Origin of the sequence: Ferrimonas aestuarii (assembly GCF_005116665.1) — a bacterium.
Lineage (GTDB): Bacteria > Pseudomonadota > Gammaproteobacteria > Enterobacterales > Shewanellaceae > Ferrimonas > Ferrimonas aestuarii.
Genome location: NZ_SWCJ01000001.1, coordinates 46,793 through 64,938 on the forward strand (window position 1 = coordinate 46,793; position 18,146 = coordinate 64,938).

18 protein-coding genes are annotated in these 18,146 nt (G+C 53.0%); all 18 read left to right on the plus strand.

Annotation, left to right across the window (positions count from 1 at the left end; genetic code table 11):
- Nucleotides 1–3 precede the first annotated feature (3 nt).
- The 18 genes from fliF to FCL42_RS00345 all read left to right on the plus strand — a co-directional run bounded on the left by fliF (nt 4) and on the right by FCL42_RS00345 (nt 18,140).
- Nucleotides 4–1,707 carry a flagellar basal-body MS-ring/collar protein FliF gene (gene fliF / locus FCL42_RS00260; RefSeq protein WP_407644359.1) on the plus strand — a complete coding sequence of 568 codons (1,704 nt, stop codon included), beginning with the start codon at nt 4–6 and terminating at the stop codon, nt 1,705–1,707.
- 22 nt (nt 1,708–1,729) lie between these two features.
- Nucleotides 1,730–2,749 (plus strand): flagellar motor switch protein FliG, encoded by a 1,020-nt coding sequence (fliG, locus tag FCL42_RS00265; protein WP_136861866.1) that lies wholly within the window; start codon nt 1,730–1,732, stop codon nt 2,747–2,749.
- Nucleotides 2,750–2,752: 3 nt separating this feature from the next.
- Nucleotides 2,753–3,673 (plus strand): flagellar assembly protein FliH, encoded by a 921-nt coding sequence (gene fliH / locus FCL42_RS00270; RefSeq protein WP_136861381.1) that lies wholly within the window; start codon nt 2,753–2,755, stop codon nt 3,671–3,673.
- Nucleotides 3,648–4,988, plus strand: a complete 1,341-nt coding sequence (gene fliI, locus FCL42_RS00275; RefSeq protein ID WP_136861382.1) for a flagellar protein export ATPase FliI — start codon at nt 3,648–3,650, stop codon at nt 4,986–4,988. The genes fliH and fliI overlap by 26 nt, the downstream gene beginning before the upstream one ends.
- Nucleotides 4,989–4,991: 3 nt before the next feature.
- The gene (fliJ, locus tag FCL42_RS00280) at nt 4,992–5,435 is read left to right on the plus strand and encodes a flagellar export protein FliJ (protein ID WP_136861383.1); all 444 of its coding nucleotides are present in this window, start codon (nt 4,992–4,994) and stop codon (nt 5,433–5,435) included.
- A gap of 199 nt (nt 5,436–5,634) precedes the next feature.
- Nucleotides 5,635–7,452 carry a flagellar hook-length control protein FliK gene (locus FCL42_RS00285; protein ID WP_136861384.1) on the plus strand — a complete coding sequence of 606 codons (1,818 nt, stop codon included), beginning with the start codon at nt 5,635–5,637 and terminating at the stop codon, nt 7,450–7,452.
- Between the two features lie 53 nt (nt 7,453–7,505).
- Complete coding sequence (locus tag FCL42_RS00290) at nt 7,506–8,015, plus strand: flagellar basal body-associated FliL family protein (protein WP_136861385.1); 510 nt, start codon at nt 7,506–7,508, stop codon at nt 8,013–8,015.
- Nucleotides 8,016–8,025: 10 nt separating this feature from the next.
- Entirely contained in the window at nt 8,026–9,093 is a 1,068-nt protein-coding gene (fliM, locus tag FCL42_RS00295) for a flagellar motor switch protein FliM (RefSeq protein WP_136861386.1), read from the plus strand.
- Nucleotides 9,086–9,481, plus strand: coding sequence for a flagellar motor switch protein FliN (fliN, locus tag FCL42_RS00300; protein ID WP_136861387.1), 396 nt, complete (start codon nt 9,086–9,088; stop codon nt 9,479–9,481). The genes fliM and fliN overlap by 8 nt, the downstream gene beginning before the upstream one ends.
- A gap of 2 nt (nt 9,482–9,483) precedes the next feature.
- On the plus strand, nt 9,484–9,882 hold the full coding sequence (fliO, locus tag FCL42_RS00305) for a flagellar biosynthetic protein FliO (RefSeq protein WP_136861388.1): 399 nt from the start codon (nt 9,484–9,486) through the stop codon (nt 9,880–9,882).
- Nucleotides 9,879–10,625, plus strand: a complete 747-nt coding sequence (gene fliP / locus FCL42_RS00310; RefSeq protein ID WP_136861389.1) for a flagellar type III secretion system pore protein FliP — start codon at nt 9,879–9,881, stop codon at nt 10,623–10,625. The genes fliO and fliP overlap by 4 nt, the downstream gene beginning before the upstream one ends.
- 2 nt (nt 10,626–10,627) lie before the next feature.
- The gene (fliQ, locus tag FCL42_RS00315; RefSeq protein WP_136861390.1) at nt 10,628–10,897 is read left to right on the plus strand and encodes a flagellar biosynthesis protein FliQ; all 270 of its coding nucleotides are present in this window, start codon (nt 10,628–10,630) and stop codon (nt 10,895–10,897) included.
- Nucleotides 10,897–11,682 (plus strand): flagellar biosynthetic protein FliR, encoded by a 786-nt coding sequence (gene fliR / locus FCL42_RS00320; protein ID WP_136861391.1) that lies wholly within the window; start codon nt 10,897–10,899, stop codon nt 11,680–11,682. The genes fliQ and fliR overlap by 1 nt, the downstream gene beginning before the upstream one ends.
- Nucleotides 11,682–12,848, plus strand: a complete 1,167-nt coding sequence (flhB, locus tag FCL42_RS00325) for a flagellar biosynthesis protein FlhB (protein WP_136861392.1) — start codon at nt 11,682–11,684, stop codon at nt 12,846–12,848. Before fliR ends, flhB begins: the two co-directional genes overlap by 1 nt.
- Before the next feature lie 76 nt (nt 12,849–12,924).
- Nucleotides 12,925–15,024, plus strand: coding sequence for a flagellar biosynthesis protein FlhA (gene flhA, locus FCL42_RS00330; protein ID WP_136861393.1), 2,100 nt, complete (start codon nt 12,925–12,927; stop codon nt 15,022–15,024).
- A 24-nt stretch (nt 15,025–15,048) separates the two neighbouring features.
- Nucleotides 15,049–16,551, plus strand: coding sequence for a flagellar biosynthesis protein FlhF (flhF, locus tag FCL42_RS00335; protein ID WP_136861394.1), 1,503 nt, complete (start codon nt 15,049–15,051; stop codon nt 16,549–16,551).
- Nucleotides 16,544–17,434, plus strand: a complete 891-nt coding sequence (locus FCL42_RS00340; RefSeq protein WP_136861395.1) for a MinD/ParA family protein — start codon at nt 16,544–16,546, stop codon at nt 17,432–17,434. The genes flhF and FCL42_RS00340 overlap by 8 nt, the downstream gene beginning before the upstream one ends.
- Complete coding sequence (locus FCL42_RS00345) at nt 17,427–18,140, plus strand: RNA polymerase sigma factor FliA (RefSeq protein WP_136861396.1); 714 nt, start codon at nt 17,427–17,429, stop codon at nt 18,138–18,140. The genes FCL42_RS00340 and FCL42_RS00345 overlap by 8 nt, the downstream gene beginning before the upstream one ends.
- The last annotated feature ends 6 nt before the right edge of the window (nt 18,141–18,146 follow it).

An 18,146-nucleotide genomic window follows, 5' to 3' on the forward strand; every position in this document is an offset into this window, starting at 1 on the left:
CAACTGGCAATTGGTAGCGAATCGGCACTGCCGATGGAGACCGACAGCCCAGAAACGGTAGAAGAGAATAAGGCGAGTCCTTTTGGTTCTCTTGCTGGTACCGATACCTTGCGTCAGATCTCGATGATCTTGGCGCTAACGGTATTTTTATTGCTGGTGGTGTTTATTTTTATCTGGGCTCAGGAGCCGGATTACCGTCCTCTGGGCAAGATGGAGACCGCAGAGCTGGTTGAAACCTTAGATTTTCTCGATCAACAGAAAATCGAATATAAGGTTGAAGGCAATGTGATCTCGGTACCAGAGGATCAATATGCCGATATCCGTTTGCAGATGACTCGTGCTGGCTTAGAGAGCATGAGTGCAAACGAACAAGACTTTCTCTCACAAGATAGCGGCTTTGGCGTCAGTCAGCGTTTGGAATCCGCTCGACTAAAACACACCCAAGAACAGAGTCTAGCCAAAGCCATTGAAGAGCTACGTAGCGTCAGTCGTGCTCGGGTAATTCTGGCGTTGCCGAAAGCCAATGTGTTTGCACGCCAGCAAGCTCAGCCGTCAGCAACGGTGGTGGTTGGTTTGGCTCGCAATACGGAACTGCGCCAAAGTGAAGTGGATGCCATTGTGGACATTGTGGCATCGGCGGTTCACAAACTGTCTCCTTCTCGAGTAACTGTGACCGACCAGCATGGCAGGTTGTTAAATTCCGGCAGTCAGGATGCCGTCTCCTCGCGCGCTCGACGTGAACTTGAGGTGGAGAATCAGCAGGAGCAAGCGCTGCTGCATAAGATTGACTCGATTTTGATCCCCGTTTTGGGCATAGGTAACTACACCGCTCAGGTGGATGTGGCCATGGATTTCTCCGCCGTGGAGGAGACCTCGAAGCGCTACAACCCAGATCTACCGGCTCTAAGAAGCGAAATGCTAGTTAATGACAATCGGCAGGGGCAGGGTTCCAGTGGCATTCCGGGAGCGTTGACCAACCAACCGCCGATGGAGTCACAGATTCCGCAAAATGCTGCCGAGATTGAGCAAAACAGCATCAACGGCAACCGCCATCAGCGCTCTGAAGAGACCCGTAACTACGAACTGGATTCTACCGTCAGCCACGTGCGCCAACAGGTAGGCGTGATTCGTCGAATTACGGTGTCCGTTGCCGTGGATTACGTACTGGCTCCCGCAGCAGCGGGAGAGCAAGCGCAGCCGCAGCCACGCTCAGAGCTTGAACTCAACAGTTTAAGCCGTCTGCTGGAAGCCAGTATCGGCTTCAGCCAGCAACGGGGAGATACCGTTGAGGTAATCTCCATACCGTTTGCCGAAGGCGTGTCTCTGGAAGTGCCGGAAGTGCCACTTTATGAGCAGCCGATGTTCTGGCGACTGGTGAAGTTTGGCAGTGGCGCCTTGGTGATCATCGTTATCATCTTTGCGGTGATTCGCCCAATGATGAAACGTCTATTGGATCCTGAGGGTGATAAAGCCAAAACAGGCCTTAGCGGTGAAGAGTTGGCTGAGATTGAAGATCAATACGCCGCGGATACGCTGGGCGTATTGAGCCAGGCCGATGGCGACTACAGCTATGCTGACGACGGCTCGATTCAGTTGCCAGACCTGCATCGTGAAGACGACATGTTGCGCGCCATCCGTGCATTGGTGGCCAATGAGCCTGAACTGTCGACTCAAGTGATTAAACATTGGTTAGAAGAAGATGCCTGATTTAGTTCCAACAGATAACGCCATGCCGGTGGCGGACTTTGACGTAAAGAATCTTAACGGCATCGAAAAAACCGCCATCTTGCTGCTGAGCCTATCTGAGTCCGATGCGGCTCAGGTACTGCGTAACCTTGAGCCAAAGCAGGTTCAAAAGGTGGGCATGGCGATGGCGGGAATGAACAATTTCAGCCAAGACAAGGTGACCGCAGTTCACCGCTTGTTCTTAGAGCAGATTAAGAAGTTCTCCTCCATCGGTCTGAACAGTCAGGAGTTCGTTAAGAAGGCCCTGACCCATGCGTTGGGTGAAGACAAAGCGGGTAACCTGATTGACCAGATTGTGATGGGCAATGGTGCCACAGGACTTGATTCACTGAAGTGGATGGACGCCCGCCAGGTGGCCAACATCATTCAAAATGAACACCCTCAGATTCAAACCATCGTGCTCTCCTATCTGGAGCCGGATCAGTCGGCACAGATCATGAGCCAGTTTACCGAGCGAGTTCGCTTGGATCTGATGTTGCGTATTGCCAACCTTGAAGAGGTTCAGCCAGCTGCATTGCAGGAGCTGAACGACATCATGGAGAAGCAGTTTGCGGGTCAGTCCGGTGCGCAAGCGGCCAAGATGGGCGGCCTGAAAGCGGCAGCCAACATCATGAATTACCTAGATACCGGCATCGAAGGCCAGTTGATGGAATCGATTCGCGATACCGACGAAGAGCTGGGTCAGCAGATTCAGGATCTGATGTTTGTATTCGAGAACTTGGCGGATATGGACGACAAGGCGATGCAGGTGTTGCTGCGTGAGCTGCAGCAAGAGGTACTCATTCGGGCGCTCAAAGGCGCAGACGACCAGCTCAAAGAGAAGATTCTGGGCAACATGTCCAAACGTCAGGCGGACCTGGTTCGCGACGACTTGGAAGCCATGGGGCCGGTACGAATTTCCGAGGTGGAGTTGGCTCAAAAAGAGGTGCTGTCTATTGCTCGCCGCTTGGCGGATGCTGGCGACATCGTACTTGGCGGCGCCGGTGGCGAAGAGTTTGTGTAACCCATGAGCCGAGACCTACACCGCCCCTTCGCACTGGATTCGGTCAGCAGCGAGTTGGCCGAGCACTGGGACCTGCCAGACATAGGCGATGACTCCAATGAGCCAGAGGTTAATGCGGTCAATCGCCAGCGACCGGTGGAGCCTGAGCCAGAAGAAACCGAAGAAGCTCCCCAGCCTCTGACCCTTGCGGAGATCGAAGCCATTCAAGAGGAAGCTCGTCAAGAGGGCTTCGATCAAGGTAAGGCTGATGGACACCAACAGGGTTTGGAGCAAGGCCGCCTGAAAGGGCTTGAAGAGGGGCATCAGCAAGGTTTTGAACAGGGCCTTGAGCAAGGTTTAGCGGAGGGCAAAGTCCGAATTGATGCCAAGGTGGCTCAGTGGCAGTCGCTGCTCGCGGAACTCGTAGCGCCTCTCAAAGCGGTGGATGATCAAATTGAGCATGAGCTGGTTGAGCTGAGCGTGCAACTGGCTAAGGCGGTGATCGCCTGTGAAGTAAAAACCCAGCCTGAGCCATTACTGGTTGCCTTAAGGCAAGGCATGGACGCGCTCCCCAGTAAAGGTCAGCAGGTGGTGATCGAGACCAATGCCGAAGATTTGGAGCTAATTCAACAGAGCTTCGGCGAACAGGAGTTAACGCGTCGAGATTGGCAACTGCAGCTGGAGCCTAGCTTGTCTCGAGGTAGCCTGAGGTTGGTGACCAGCCGCTCCCAGGTGGAGATGGACTTAGCCACTCGCATGGAGACGGTGCTGCAAGGCTTTTTAGCTCGCCCTCGAGATCCCGTTAGCGAGCCCCCTTATCCTGAATTCTCCCCTGAACCGGTGAGTCAAGAGGCGAACGCGCCAGAGTCCGCGTCAGCGGAAGTGGTCCCTGATACACCGGCATCCACGGATACTGCAGATGCAGAATCGAAGCCAGAGGCTTAATCAACGACTTAAGGCCTGGCAGCACAATGTTGCCTCCTATGCGCCGGTGGCTTCCGGCCAGTTGTTGCGGGTTGTTGGCCTGACTCTCGAAGCGGTAGGCTGTCGCGCCGCCGTGGGCTCTCTGTGTGCCATCGATACCCTCGCCGGCGAGATTCTCGCTGAAGTGGTTGGCTTCGACGATCAGCTTCTCTACCTAATGCCCATCGAAGAGATGAAAGGGGTGCTTCCCGGAGCCAAAGTAACCCCCATTGGCGGTCGCCGAGGTTTGGCCGTAGGCAACGCTTTGCTAGGCCGAGTCATCGATGGCAATGGTGAACCCATCGATGGCCAAGGGCCGCTGAAAACCAGTCAATACGCCGCCACCAGTGCACCGCTGCTAAATCCCATGGTGCGCCGTGCCATCAGCCAGCCCATTGATACTGGCGTTCGTACTATTAATGCCCTGCTGACCGTTGGACAAGGCCAACGAATGGGGCTGTTTGCAGGCTCTGGTGTGGGTAAGTCGGTACTGCTCGGCATGATGACTCGGGGGACCAACGCCGATGTGATTGTGGTGGGCTTGGTCGGCGAACGTGGCCGAGAGGTGAAGGAGTTTATTGAAGAGATCCTAGGGCCGGAAGGTCGCGCTCGAGCCGTGGTTGTGGCTTCTCCGGCGGATAATAGCCCGATGATGCGTTTGCGTGCCTGTGAAACCTCCACCCGCATCGCCGAGTATTTCCGAGATTGCGGCCGCAATGTTCTGCTGTTGATGGACTCACTGACTCGTTATGCACAGGCCCAGCGGGAGATCGCTCTTGCTATTGGTGAGCCCCCAGCCACCAAGGGGTATCCGCCCTCCGTTTTTGCCAAGCTCCCTAAACTGGTTGAGCGCGCCGGTAATGGTGGTCCCGGTCAGGGCAGCATTACCGCATTCTATACGGTGTTAACCGAAGGGGACGATCAGCAGGATCCCATCGCCGACGCTTCCAGAGCGATTCTTGACGGCCACATTGTGTTGTCGCGTCAGCTCGCTGAGAGCGGCCATTACCCAGCCATCGACATCGAAGCCTCCATCTCTCGTGTGATGCCGATGGTTACCGAACAGGCGCATCAGATGGCTGCACAGATGGTGAAGCAGCTTTGGTCTAAGTACCGACAAAATCAGGATTTGATTGCCATTGGGGCGTACTCAAAAGGCTCGGATCCTCAAGTCGACAAATCGATTGCGATGCAGCCTGCGTTCAACGCATTTTTACGCCAAGAGATGAAGCGGCCGGCCACTTATACTGAAAGTTTGGAGCAGTTGGCTCGCTTAGCGGCGAACTGTAAGGTGTAACCTATGGCTGACCCTAAGCAGCTACAACAGGTTTTGGATCTTGCAGATAAAGAGCTTGAGCACGCACAGCTAAAGTTGCGGGCGGCTCGGTCTCAATCCGATGCCTTGAAAGAGCAGTTGACCCAGCTGGATGCCTACCGATTTGATTACGTAAAACAGGCCAGTGAAAAAGCCGGTAAACGCGTGGCTGCTAACCACTACCAGCAGTATTACCATTTTATTGCTAAGTTGGATGGGGCCATCGATGCTCAGCGAAAACAGATCGCCGATGCCGATGAGGCGGTTAAGCAGTTTCAAGCGCAATATCAATTGATTCAGCAGAAACAGAAGGCTCTCTCTTTGCTGATTGAGAAAGAGCTCAAGCGCCGCCAACTTCGGGCAGAAAAAGTGGAGCAGCAGCAACTGGATGAGTTCTCGCTGCAACAGTACCTTCGTCGTAAAGCTTAGGGAGATTCGCTCCCAATTCCCTGGCCAGTAGACACGGGCCCCAGTAAATCCCCTAGATTCCTGATTGAAACTTCTCAACCTAACTTTTGGGCGAAATTTATAACGGCACATTTCTTGCTTTTAAGTTCATAGGCTCGATGTTGCCCCCTGTTGGCGTAGGGCAACGGTCACCATTTTGACGTTAGGACAACGAAATTCCATGAAAGCACAGATGCAAACTGCCCCCATTTCGGTGTTGAACCCAGTCAAGCAGCAAGCTGATGAGTCGTCTAATCAAGGTGACTTTGGAGAGTTTTTAGCGAGAGAGCATGGTAAGCAAGCTCAGTCCGAGTCGGCCAGTACCTCAAAGGCGAAACCAGAGAAGGGCGAAGCTGAAAAGCCCTTGGACAGTGCCGAGATTAAGTCATCAAATAAAGGTGCTTCCGCTGGCGAAAGTACGGAAAAATCCGCGCAAAATACTGATAAAAAATCAAAAGATTCGACAGATGGCGACTCATCTATTAAAGGCAACGTAGCGGCAGTGACTCAAGGTGGCAAGCTCTTCGCAATGGAGGGTTCAGAGGAGACAACTGATTCTGCGACGCTGGCGGATGATGTTAGCGAGCTTGGTGCTGACGAGGGCTCAGAGGAAGGCTTGAAACCAGAGACGCTGGCGAGCACCGAAACCGATGCCGACTCTAAAGCGAGCAGCGATGCGCTAGCGGCAACCCCGGACACCAAGCGGCAAATTAATGCCACATCCGATGCCTCAGAGCCGGCCACCGAGGCCAGTGACGACGGGGATGGGCTGCTCTCAGCGCAAACCAGCGCCACTTCGAACTCAGCCATGACCTCAAGTGATGGTGGCGAAGATGGCCAAAGTGCTGTCACGAGTGCATTAGGTAAGGGGGCTCAAGTTGGGCTGAGTGAACCTAAGTCCCCTAAAACCGATAAACCCTCTCCTTTTGCCAAATTGGACACGTCCAACGTAGGCGAGATGGCCACATCAGAGGCCGAGGCTGACGAAGTGGCGGAGGCCACCGAGTCCGATGTCACCGTGGATGAGGTTGTCCTTAATGACACCAAAGCCAGCAAAGAGAGTAAAACCCCCTTTGCGGCCATGCTGACGGCCAATTCAAATGAGGTGAAAGCGCAGGGGAAAGCAGAAGCGGCTCCTGCTGACGATGGCACTGAGGTGGTAGCCGAGACCAAAGGCGCCAGCGCCTCATCGGTATCGGCGTTAACGGATGCTGAGGCCGTTAAGACAACTGGAGCCAACGCTCAGTTATTGGCTCAGCTTCAAGGGGTTAAGTCGGTTCAGGAGAAGCTAAATGGTTCAACCGCAGCGCCTGTCTCTGCCACAGAGGCAGGTTCGGATGCGGTTTCCGAAGCATTGCCCGGTCGAAGTGCGTTGCCTAAGTCCAGTGGCGAGCTGGGCACCTTGCTGACGTCGGGAGATGCATTAACGCGGGATCAGGCGCAGATTCTGGCCGCCCATGAAAATAGTGCGTTGGAAGCTCAAGAGGGCAGTGAGGTCGACAACCATCTGCGCCAGCACAACATCCGAACCGCTGAGCCTCGGAGTGTACAGCACAATACCGCAGACGTTCAGGCTCAGTTGAGACAGCCCGTGGCAGCTGAGCGTATGGCACCAGAGCTGCGCGAGCGGATGATGATGATGATCAACAGCCGCACCAATCAGGCTGAAATTCGTCTGGATCCACCGGAGCTGGGGGCGCTGCAGGTGAAGATTCAGATGAACGGCGATCAGGCGCAGTTGCAACTTCAAGTGGCTCAAACTCAGACTCGCGAGATGGTTGAGCAAGCGTTGCCTCGACTTCGCGAAATGTTGGAACAACAAGGCATTACGCTAACGGATACTCAGATCAGTCAGGGTGGCGGCAATCAAGGCGGCCAGGAGCAGGGCGGTCAGTTTGCTGGTGGCGATGGCATGGTGGAGGTGGATGATGAAACCTTGCACAATGTCCAACAATTAAGCGGAAGAAATGTCGACGGTGGCATTGATTACTACGCATAAGCATCAGTGTGTTACTCTCTGTCAGTTAAAGAGAAAAAATAGGAAACGTACCGATGGCCGAAGAGTCGTTGCAAGTTGAAGTGAACGAAAAAACGCGCCCGAAATGGATGCTTCCCGCCATCATTGCTGCAGCGCTGGTATTGATTGCGGTGTTGGCGGCTGGGGTCGTAATGGTTCTCAGCGATGATGATGAGGCAAGTGTTGAACAGGACCAGGTGGACTTGACGACGCAGGTCACCATCGGCGATGCCCTGTATGTGTCTCTGCCTAGACCGTTCCTATTTAATCTGCCCAGCGACAAACGCAGTTATCTGGTACAGATTAACGTGCAGATTCAGGTGCGTGGCATCGAAGCGCAAGATTTAGTTAAAAAGCACATCCCCTTGGTGGAAGATTCCCTACTAAGCACGTTTAGCAGTGCCGATGCGGCCAAGCTTCAGAGCCGTGAAGGGAAGAACGAATTACGCTCACTGGCGTTAACCAACGTTCAATCCATTTTGTCGGGAGTAACAGGCAAGCCATTGGTTGAAAAGATTCTTTTCACCGGCTTTGTAATGCAATAAGAGAGATTCAATGAGCGATCTGCTTAGCCAAGACGAAATTGATGCGCTACTTCATGGTGTCGATGAGGTTGAAGATGAGGTAGTGGATGACGGCGCGTCGGGCGCTGCAACCTATGATTTCTCATCTCAAGACCGAATTGTTCGTGGCCGAATGCCAACGTTGGAGTTGGTCAATGAGCGTTTCGCCCGCCACCTTCGCATCAGCTTATTTAATGTAATGCGCCGCTCGGCAGAGATTTCGATCAACGGCGTGCAGATGATTAAGTTTGGTGAGTACGTGCACACTTTGTTCGTGCCAACCAGTCTTAATATGGTGCGATTCCGCCCTTTGAAAGGGACCGGTCTAATCACCATGGAAGCGCGTTTGGTGTTCATTCTGGTGGATAACTTCTTTGGCGGTGATGGCCGATTCCAGGCCAAAATTGAAGGCCGAGAATTTACGCCAACGGAACGTCGAATCATCCAACTTCTGCTCAAAACCGTGTTTGAGGATTACAAAGAAGCCTGGTCGCCGGTGATGGACGTTGAGTTTGAATATCTTGACTCGGAAGTGAACCCGGCAATGGCCAACATTGTCAGCCCCACCGAAGTGGTGGTGGTCTCCTCTTTCCACATTGAATTAGACGGTGGTGGTGGCGATTTCCACATCACTCTCCCTTACTCCATGATTGAACCGATTCGTGAGCTTTTGGATGCTGGCGTGCAGTCTGATAAGCAGGATACGGATCAGCGTTGGGGTCGGGCGTTACAGGAAGAGATTCTGGATGTTCCGGTGGGTTTCTCTGGTACGTTGCTGGAGAAAGAACTTACGCTTAATGACATCCTCGAGATGAAAGCCGGAGACATCATTCCGGTCGACATGCCGGAAAACATGTTGGTGCGCGTTGAGGGATTACCCACGTTTCGGGGGCGCTTAGGTCGCTCCGGTGACAACAAGGCGATCCAAATTACCGAACGCATACCACGCCCAGAGAGTTTTAAAACCGAATTGCAGATGGTGCAAAATGGCTTCCGTAGTGCCGATGACATGGCGCAGGGAATGCTGGATCAGCTAAAAGAGAGTCCTAAAAATGAGTAATGACGACGACCTGTTCAACCAAGATGGCCTTGCCGATGAGTGGGCCTCGGCGTTAGCGGAGCAGGCTGAGCCGGTAGAACTGGAATCTTTTGAGGAGCCAAAACCTTCCGGATTAACCGAAGACGAGCGCCAAAAACTGGATTCCATTTTGGACATTCCGGTGACCATCTCCATGGAGGTTGGTCGCAGCAACATCTCCATTCGCAACCTGTTGCAGCTTAACCAAGGCTCGGTGGTCGAGCTGGATCGCGTCGCCGGCGAACCTCTGGATGTGATGGTGAATGGCACCTTGATCGCCCACGGAGAAGTGGTTGTGGTGAACGAGAAATTTGGTATTAGACTGACCGACGTAATCAGCCAGACTGAGCGCATTAAGAAACTGAAATAATAATGAGATTGCTACTACTGCTGCTGGTGGGCCTGTGGAGCGGGCCCTTACTGGCCGAGCCGATTCAGCCCAGTGAACAGATCGCCACCACCCTAGCTACCCTGTTTCTTGTGGTGGCGCTGATTGTGGGATTGGCGGTGTTGGCCAAGCGCATGAATTTGCCTACCAAGATGAGCGGCGATATTCGGCTGCTGGCCAGTTTACCCCTAGGAGCCAAAGACAAAGTCGCGGTGATTGAAGTGGGTGAGCAGCAGTACCTTATCGGTGTCAGCGCCAACGGCATCACCTTGCTGGACAAGATGCAGGATAAAATTGATGGCCCACAACCGGCGGATTTTTCGAAAGTGTTTGCCGGCTTGAAAAAACAGCAATCCGCCTCAGCCTCTGAGGAGCGCTCATGAACCGCTGGATAGGCTGGGTGTGTATCCTGTTACCCCTGTTAGTGCCGTCGATCTCTTGGGCTGAAACCGGGATCCCTGCGGTGACGGTAACCACCAATGGCGATGGCAGCCAAGATTACACCGTCTCCTTGCAGATTTTGGGTTTGATGACGCTGCTCACTTTCCTGCCAGCCATGGTGGTATTGATGTCCAGCTTCACCCGAATCATCGTGGTTCTGGCCATTTTGCGTCAAGCGTTAGGCCTGCAGCAAACTCCGTCAAACCAAGTGTTGCTCGGCATGTCTCTGTTCATGACCCTGTTTGTGATGACGCCGGTGATGGACCGTATTTATGAAGATGCGGTAGTGCCCTATATGGAGGAGCAGGTGACCGCCCGCTCTGCATTGGATCGTGCCGCGGTTCCCCTTCGCGCCTTTATGCTGTCACAAACCCGCATTAGCGACTTGAATACCTTTCTTGAGATCAGCGGCACCACTAACGTGACCACTCCGGAAGAGACACCGATGCGCGTCTTGATTCCAGCCTTTGTGACGTCAGAGCTGAAGACCGCGTTTCAGATTGGGTTTATGCTGTTCCTGCCATTTTTGGTTATCGATCTGGTGGTCGCCTCGGTATTGATGGCCATGGGTATGATGATGTTGTCGCCAATGATCGTGTCTTTGCCGTTTAAGATTATGCTGTTCGTGTTGGTGGATGGCTGGAGCCTAGTGATGGGAACCCTTGCCGGCAGTTTTGGAATATAGCCATGACTCCTGAAGCTTTTGTTGATCTGTTTCGCCACGCCCTCTACACCATTTTGATCATCGTATCCGCCATCATTGTTCCTGGACTGGTGATCGGTTTGGTGGTGGCGGTGTTTCAGGCGGCCACCTCCATTAACGAACAAACCTTGTCCTTCCTACCGCGCCTGTTGGTGACCCTATTGACCTTGGCTTTCTTAGGCCATTGGTTGGTTCAAACCTTGATGGAATTTACCTTTGAGCTGGTGGAGCGCATTCCGGCGGTCATTGGCTGATGGAGTTGCCTCTAGACGTCATCTTCAGTTGGATGCGCAACCTGTTGTGGCCCCTGTGCCGCATTAGCGCCATGCTGATGGTGATGGTTACCATTGGGGGAAACTCTACGCCAGCACAGATTCGATTGGGGCTGGCGGTTGCGATTACCGTTGCCGTAGCGCCGGTATTGCCTCCGGCGCCGGATGTCGCCATGTTTTCGGCCGAGGGGGTTTTAATCACAGCCCATGAGGTGATTATTGGCATCAGCACCGGCTTTGTGTCCCTGCTGGTGCTCAACGTTTTTATCCTTGCGGGGCAGATCATCGGCATGCAGACTTCGTTGGGGTTTGCGTCCATGGTGGATCCCAGTAATGGCCAGCAGGTTCCCTTGGTCGGTCAGCTGTTTCTGTTGTTATCGACGTTGATTTTCTTCTTGGTTGATGGCCATTTAATGATGATTCGCATGTTGGTTGCGAGCTTCACTACCTTGCCCATTGGCCAAGGAATGCTTCCTGACAATTACTGGCAATTGGCCAACTGGGGCAGCTACATGTTTGCTGGCGCCTTGACCATGGCGCTGTCGGCTGCGACCGCACTGCTGTTAATCAACTTCTCGTTTGGAGTGATGACCCGCGCCGCGCCGCAGCTCAATATCTTCGCCATCGGTTTTCCTATCACCATGCTGTCTGGGCTACTGATTTTGTGGTTATCCCTCAGTGGATTTATGCCCCACTTTGAAGCCGCTTGGGCGGAAGGTCAAAACCAGATCTGTTCCATCCTACAACTGCCGTGTGAGGTGCCGTAATGGCAGAGAACAGCAGCGATCAGGAAAAAACAGAAGAACCCACGGAGAAACGAAAACAGCAGGCCAGAGAGAAAGGCCAAGTTCCCCGCTCGAAAGAGTTGGGCACCGCCTCGGTGCTGTTGGGAGCCGCCATCGCCATGATGATATTCGGTCAATCCATGGCGGAGAGCATCCAGTTGGTGGCTAAGGCGCTGTTTTCCCGCAGCCGTGCACAGGTGTTTGATGAGAGCCAGATGACTCACGTTTTTGGGGATATCCTCTGGGCCGTTGGTCTGCCGGTTTTGGGGTTTATTGTGTTCTTAGCGGTAGCGGCGTTTCTGGGCAATATCGCCCTTGGAGGCATGAGCTTTAGTTGGTCAGCTGCCGCGCCAAAGCTAAATAAATTTAGCCCCTTAAAAGGCTTCAAACGCATGTTTGGGATTCAGGCGTTGGTTGAACTGGTAAAAGCGGTGGCCAAATTCAGTGTGGTGGCGCTGTTCGCCTGGATGCTACTCAGTTTCTATTTCGACGACATGTTGCAGCTTTCAACGGGAACCGCGCTGACGGCCATTGCCAGTTCTGTCACCTTGCTCAATAAGTTATTTATCTTTCTCTGCTGCTCACTGATGTTGATCGTTGTGATCGATGTGCCATATCAGCTTTGGAATCACAACAAAGAGTTGAAGATGACGAAGCAAGAGATCAAAGATGAGCACAAAGACAGTGAAGGGCGCCCTGAAGTGAAAGGGCGGATCCGTCAATTGCAGCGGGAGATGTCGCAGCGGCGGATGATGAGTGAAGTGCCTCAGGCGGATGTGGTGGTGGTCAACCCAACCCACTACTCCGTGGCTCTGAAGTACGACAAAGAGAAAGCTCGGGCACCAATTGTGGTGGCCAAAGGCACCGATGAGATCGCTCTGAAAATTCGAGAGATCGCTCGGGAATACGAAGTGCCGGTGATCAGCTGTCCGCAACTGGCGCGAGCGGTGTATTACTCCACTAAGTTAGATAAACAGATCCCCGATGGCTTGTTTACTGCCGTCGCTCAGATTCTGGCTTACGTATTCCAGCTGAAACAGTTCCGCAAAGGCCGAGGTCGAAGACCGATACCTTTACCGGATCAGTTACCCATCCCTGATGAACTGCGCGTAGACAACAATGGCCAAGCCTACGATGCTGATTTGTAAAGCGGTTTTCCATAAGGCATGAAATTTGCTTTTAGCCGTAAATCACCACGCTTGGCGTCAATAATCAGTCGAATAAATGAATCTACAACTGACACTGAATAACTTCTTTTCCAAATATGGCGTTTTCCTAAAGGGCGCTGGTACGCCGGTGATGGTCTTGGCTGCCTTGGCGATGGTGACCTTGCCAATGCCTGCGCTGCTGTTGGACATGCTGTTCTCCTTTAACATCGCGTTGGCGTTGGTGGTGTTGCTGGTTTCCATCTATACCATGCGTCCACTGGATTTCGCTGCATTTCCTACCGTGCTGCTGATTGCCACATTACTCAGGTTGGCGCTCAACGTGGCGTCGACTCGATTGGTGCTGCTGGAAGGTCACAATGGTGGCGATGCGGCCGGTAAGGTGATTGAAGCCTTTGGCTCGGTGGTGATTGGCGGTAACTACGCCGTGGGTCTGGTGGTGTTTTTGATCCTAGTGATCATCAACTTCGTTGTGGTGACCAAAGGTGCCGGTCGTATCTCTGAGGTCACCGCACGTTTTACCTTGGACGCCATGCCAGGTAAGCAGATGGCCATCGATGCCGACCTGAATGCAGGTCTCATCAACCAGGAGCAGGCCCGAGAGCGCCGCGGCGAAGTGGCCAAAGAGGCAGACTTTTATGGTGCGATGGATGGTGCGTCCAAGTTCGTAAAGGGGGATGCCATTGCCGGTATCTTGATCCTCTTTATTAACATCCTTGGCGGTTTCGTCATCGGCATGAGCCAACATGGATTGGGGTTTGCCCAAGCTCTTGAGATCTACACCTTGTTGACCATCGGTGATGGTTTGGTGGCGCAGATCCCTGGGCTGCTGCTCTCCATTGCTGCGGCGATCATTATTACCCGTCAAAACGAATCTCAAAAAATGGGTGAGACCGTTGTCACCCAGATGTTTGCCGATCCCAAAGTGATGATGGTGACCTCCGGCGTACTGGTGGTCATGGGCTTGGTGCCGGGCATGCCGAAGTTGGCATTTTTGGGCTTTGGTTTATGCGGCGCAGCGCTGACCTATTTCACCTACAAGCGACGCCAAAAGGCCACGGAACTGGCAGCCGTCGAAGAGGAAGCGGCGCAGACCGAGCGTATTGAATCGGAAAGTAAGGATCTCAGTTGGGAAGACGTTAATCAGGTCGACACCATCGGCTTGGAGGTTGGCTACAGACTCATTCCGCTTGTCGATAAAGCTCAGCAGGGTGAACTGTTGTCTCGAATCAAAGGGGTTCGAAAGAAGCTGTCCCAGGAGCTGGGATTTTTGGTACCGCCAGTGCACATCAGGGATAACCTCGATTTGGCGCCCAACGCCTATCGAATCAGCATGATGGGGGTGGCCATTGGCTCGGCGGAGATTCGCCATGATTGCGAGCTGGCCATCAACCCCGGCCAGGTATTTGGTCAGCTTGAGGGCCAACAAACCACGGATCCCGCTTTTGGGCTGCAAGCGGTTTGGATTGAGCCTGAGCGTCGAGATCACGCGCAAACCTTAGGGTATACCGTGGTGGACTCCGCCACGGTGGTGGCCACACACCTAAGCCAGCTATTGAGCAACAACGCCGCTCAGCTATTGGGCTATGAAGAGGTTCAGCAACTGCTTGATATTCTCTCCAAAGAGTCGCCTAAGTTGGTGGACGGTCTGGTACCGGACATTCTGTCGTTGGGCGTTGTGGTTAAGGTGATGCAAAACCTGATGAATGAGGGCGTGTCAGTAAAAGACATCCGCACCATAGTTCAAACCTTGGTTGAGTATGGCCCTAAAAGCCAAGATGCAGACGTGTTGACTGCAGCGGTGCGAATCGCCCTGAAGCGCTTGATTGTGCAAGAGATTAACGGCTCTGAATCGGAGATTCCCGTCATAACCTTGTCACCAGAGCTGGAACAGATATTGCATCAGTCGTTGCAATCAAGTAACGGTGAAAATACCGGACTGGAGCCAGGGCTTGCAGAGCGATTGCAGAAATCGCTGTCAGAGTCGGCTCAGAAACAAGAGATGGTGGGTGAGCCCGCCGTATTATTAACCTCAGGGGTGCTCAGAACCACCTTGAGTCGTTTTGTAAAACACACGATTCCATCCCTGAGAGTACTGTCCTATCAAGAGGTGCCGGATGATAAGCAGATCAGAATTGTTCACTCTGTGGGGCAGTAACTCAAAGCGTGGGAGTGATCTGAAGTGAAGATTAAACGATTCTTTGCCAAGGATATGCGCAGTGCGTTGGCCGAGGTCAAAGAGACATTGGGCAACGATGCCGTCATCATGTCCAACAAGAAAGTCAGTGGTGGTGTCGAAATTGTGGCAGCGGTGGACTTCGATGAGAAGTCGAGCGTCAGTAATCCGTCACAAACCGTTCCAAATCAGATGCCATCTGCCCCGCAAATGGCAAAACCGGCGATGCCTCGGACGTTGTCCGAGGATACCGTCACATTAGGGCAACCCCGTCCTTCCAGTTTGGCAGCTCTAGGCATTGGCAGTGAACACAGCCAGCCTCAGTTAAATCGCCGTCCCGCCCCAGCTCAGCCACAACCTGCCGCTCCCAGTGACAGTTTACGTGGCCTTCTTGAGCGTCAGCAGAAGCGGATGCAGCAAAACAGCTTTCAGGAAGAGACACCAAAGCGACTTGAGCCTCAGCCAATGCGTCGCCGTGAAGAGGCGCTGCCTGAGTGGGCGAAAGAAGCTTTTGGCCAACCGAAAGAGAAGCCGCAGCGAGAAACGCCTCAACCTCGAAGAATGGAGACTCGCGGTCGCAGTACCGGCGGTGCCAAAGAGGAACTGCAAGCGGTTCGGGATGAGATGGCGTCCATTCGTCAACTGCTGGAACATCAGGTATCCAACTTGATGGATCAGGATCTGGCTCGCCGAGAACCAGTGAGGGCACTGTTAGTCGATAAGCTTCGTGACAGCGGCTTTCACCGCAGTGTGGCAGAGCATTTTGCCTCATTAGTGCCAGAACACTTGGATCTTCATGACGCTTTGGCTCAACTTCCTCGCTTAATTGCCGATGAACTAACACAGACATCGGAAGAAACCCTGAGTCAGGGGGGCGTAATTGCACTGGTGGGACCAACCGGTGTCGGGAAAACCACCACGGTGGCTAAGTTGGCCGCCCGATTTGCCGCCCGATATGGCGTTGACCAGGTGGCGTTGATTACCACGGATAACTATCGAATTGGCGCCAAAGAGCAGTTGGCAACTTACGGCAAGATCATGGGCTGTCCTGTACGTGGCGCCAGCAATGTTAAAGAGCTGGAAAATGTACTTTATCAGCTTCGCAGTCGCCGCTTGATTCTGATTGATACCGCAGGCATGGGCCAACGAGACATGCGTTTAGTGGAGCAGTTAGACAACTTGGTGGCGGCAACTCGGTTGCCTATTCGTCCCTATTTGGTGTTGTCCTCCACCGCTCAGTATCGAGTGTTAGAGGAGACCGTAGAACAGTTTAAAAGAATCTCTCTAGCTGGTTGTATTTTCACTAAGTTAGACGAGGCTCATAACATCGGCGAGGCATTAAGCGTTTTGATTCAAAACTCTTTACCGATCAGTTACCTTACTGACGGACAACGGGTACCGGAAGATCTACGTATCGCCGAGCCAGAATACTTGGCTCGCCGAGCGGTGATGCTAGAGAAGCAACAGGTTTCAGCACCTGCCCAACGAATGGCAGGTAGCTATGAATAGATGGTTTTTGCAAGATCAGGCAAGCGGACTTAGAAAGATGGCACAGCAAAAGCAAAAGATGGTCAAAGTCATCGCCGTTACCGGTGGTAAGGGTGGTGTGGGTAAAACCAATGTGTCCATTAATCTGGCGGCATCTTTGGCCCAGAAAGGGCAGAAGGTGTTGGTGCTCGATGGAGACTTAGGTCTGGCCAACGTCGATGTGCTTTTAGGGCTGAGAGTTAAGTACAACCTGTCTCACGTGTTGAGTGGTGAGCGAACTTTGCAAGAGGTGTTGGTTGAGGGCCCTGAAGGGGTGTTCATCGTGCCTGCGGCCTCTGGCACTCAAGAGATGGTGGAATTGACGCCAGCCCAACATGCCGGACTAATTCGCGCCTTTAGTGAGCTTGAGCAAGAGTTTGACGTTCTTATTGTCGACACTGCTGCGGGCATCTCAGAGATGGTACTCAGTTACTCCCGCGCAGCTCAGGAAGTGATGGTCGTTGTGTGCGATGAGCCCACTTCCATTACGGACGCTTACGCCCTTATCAAAATTCTGTCTCGAGAGCACGGCGTGTTCCGTTTCCGAATTGTCGCCAACATGGTGCGAAGCCTTCGAGAGGGGATGGAGCTATTTGCCAAACTCTCCAAAGTGACCGACCGTTTCCTCGACGTGGCCTTGGAGTTGGTGGCAACGGTTCCTTTCGATGAGAACGTTCGTCAAGCGGTGCGAAAACAGCGTGTGGTTGTGGAAGCTTACCCGCGTGCTCCGGCTTCAATTGCTTACCAAGGCTTGGCCAACAAGGTTCTGAGCTGGCCAACGCCGGATAATCCGGGTGGCCACCTGGAGTTCTTTGTAGAGCGATTGGTTCGACGCAACATGTATGGAGAAGCGGTTGGTGAATAAAACTGCGGCCTATGCCCAGTTTGACAACCGGGTGTCCCTTGTGGAGCGATATGCTCCCTTGGTAAAACGCATTGCCCATCATTTGATGGCCCGATTACCCGCAAGCGTGCAATTGGATGATCTTCTTCAGTCTGGCATGCTTGGCCTGCTCGAAGCATCAAAGAACTTTGATGGCAGCAAAGGTGCCAGTTTTGAGACCTTTGCTGGCATCCGCATTCGAGGCGCCATGCTCGACGAAATTCGTCGAGGAGACTGGGTGCCTCGTTCTGTACATCGAAATTACCGCCAGGTCACCAGCGCCATCGCCGAATTGGAGAGTCGTTTAGGACGAGATCCAAGGGAGAGTGAAGTCGCAGAACACCTTGATCTGTCACTGGCTGAATATCAGCAGATGCTAAATGATGCCAGCATGGGTAAAATGGTCGGAATTGAAGATTTAGGGGTGAGTCTGGACTCCTTTGAGGATGATGGCTCCCAGCAGCGCAACTTCGAACAGGTTGCACAAGAGCGATTTCAGCGGGCTTTGGCGGAAGCAATTAAGACATTGCCCGAAAGAGAAGCCCTAGTTTTGTCGCTCTATTATGATGAAGAGTTGAACTTGAAAGAGATTGGTCAGGTGATTGGAGTTAGTGAGTCCAGAGTGAGCCAGATCAATAGCCAAGCAATGCTTCGACTTAAATCTCGCCTATCTAGTTGGCAACAATAATATTTT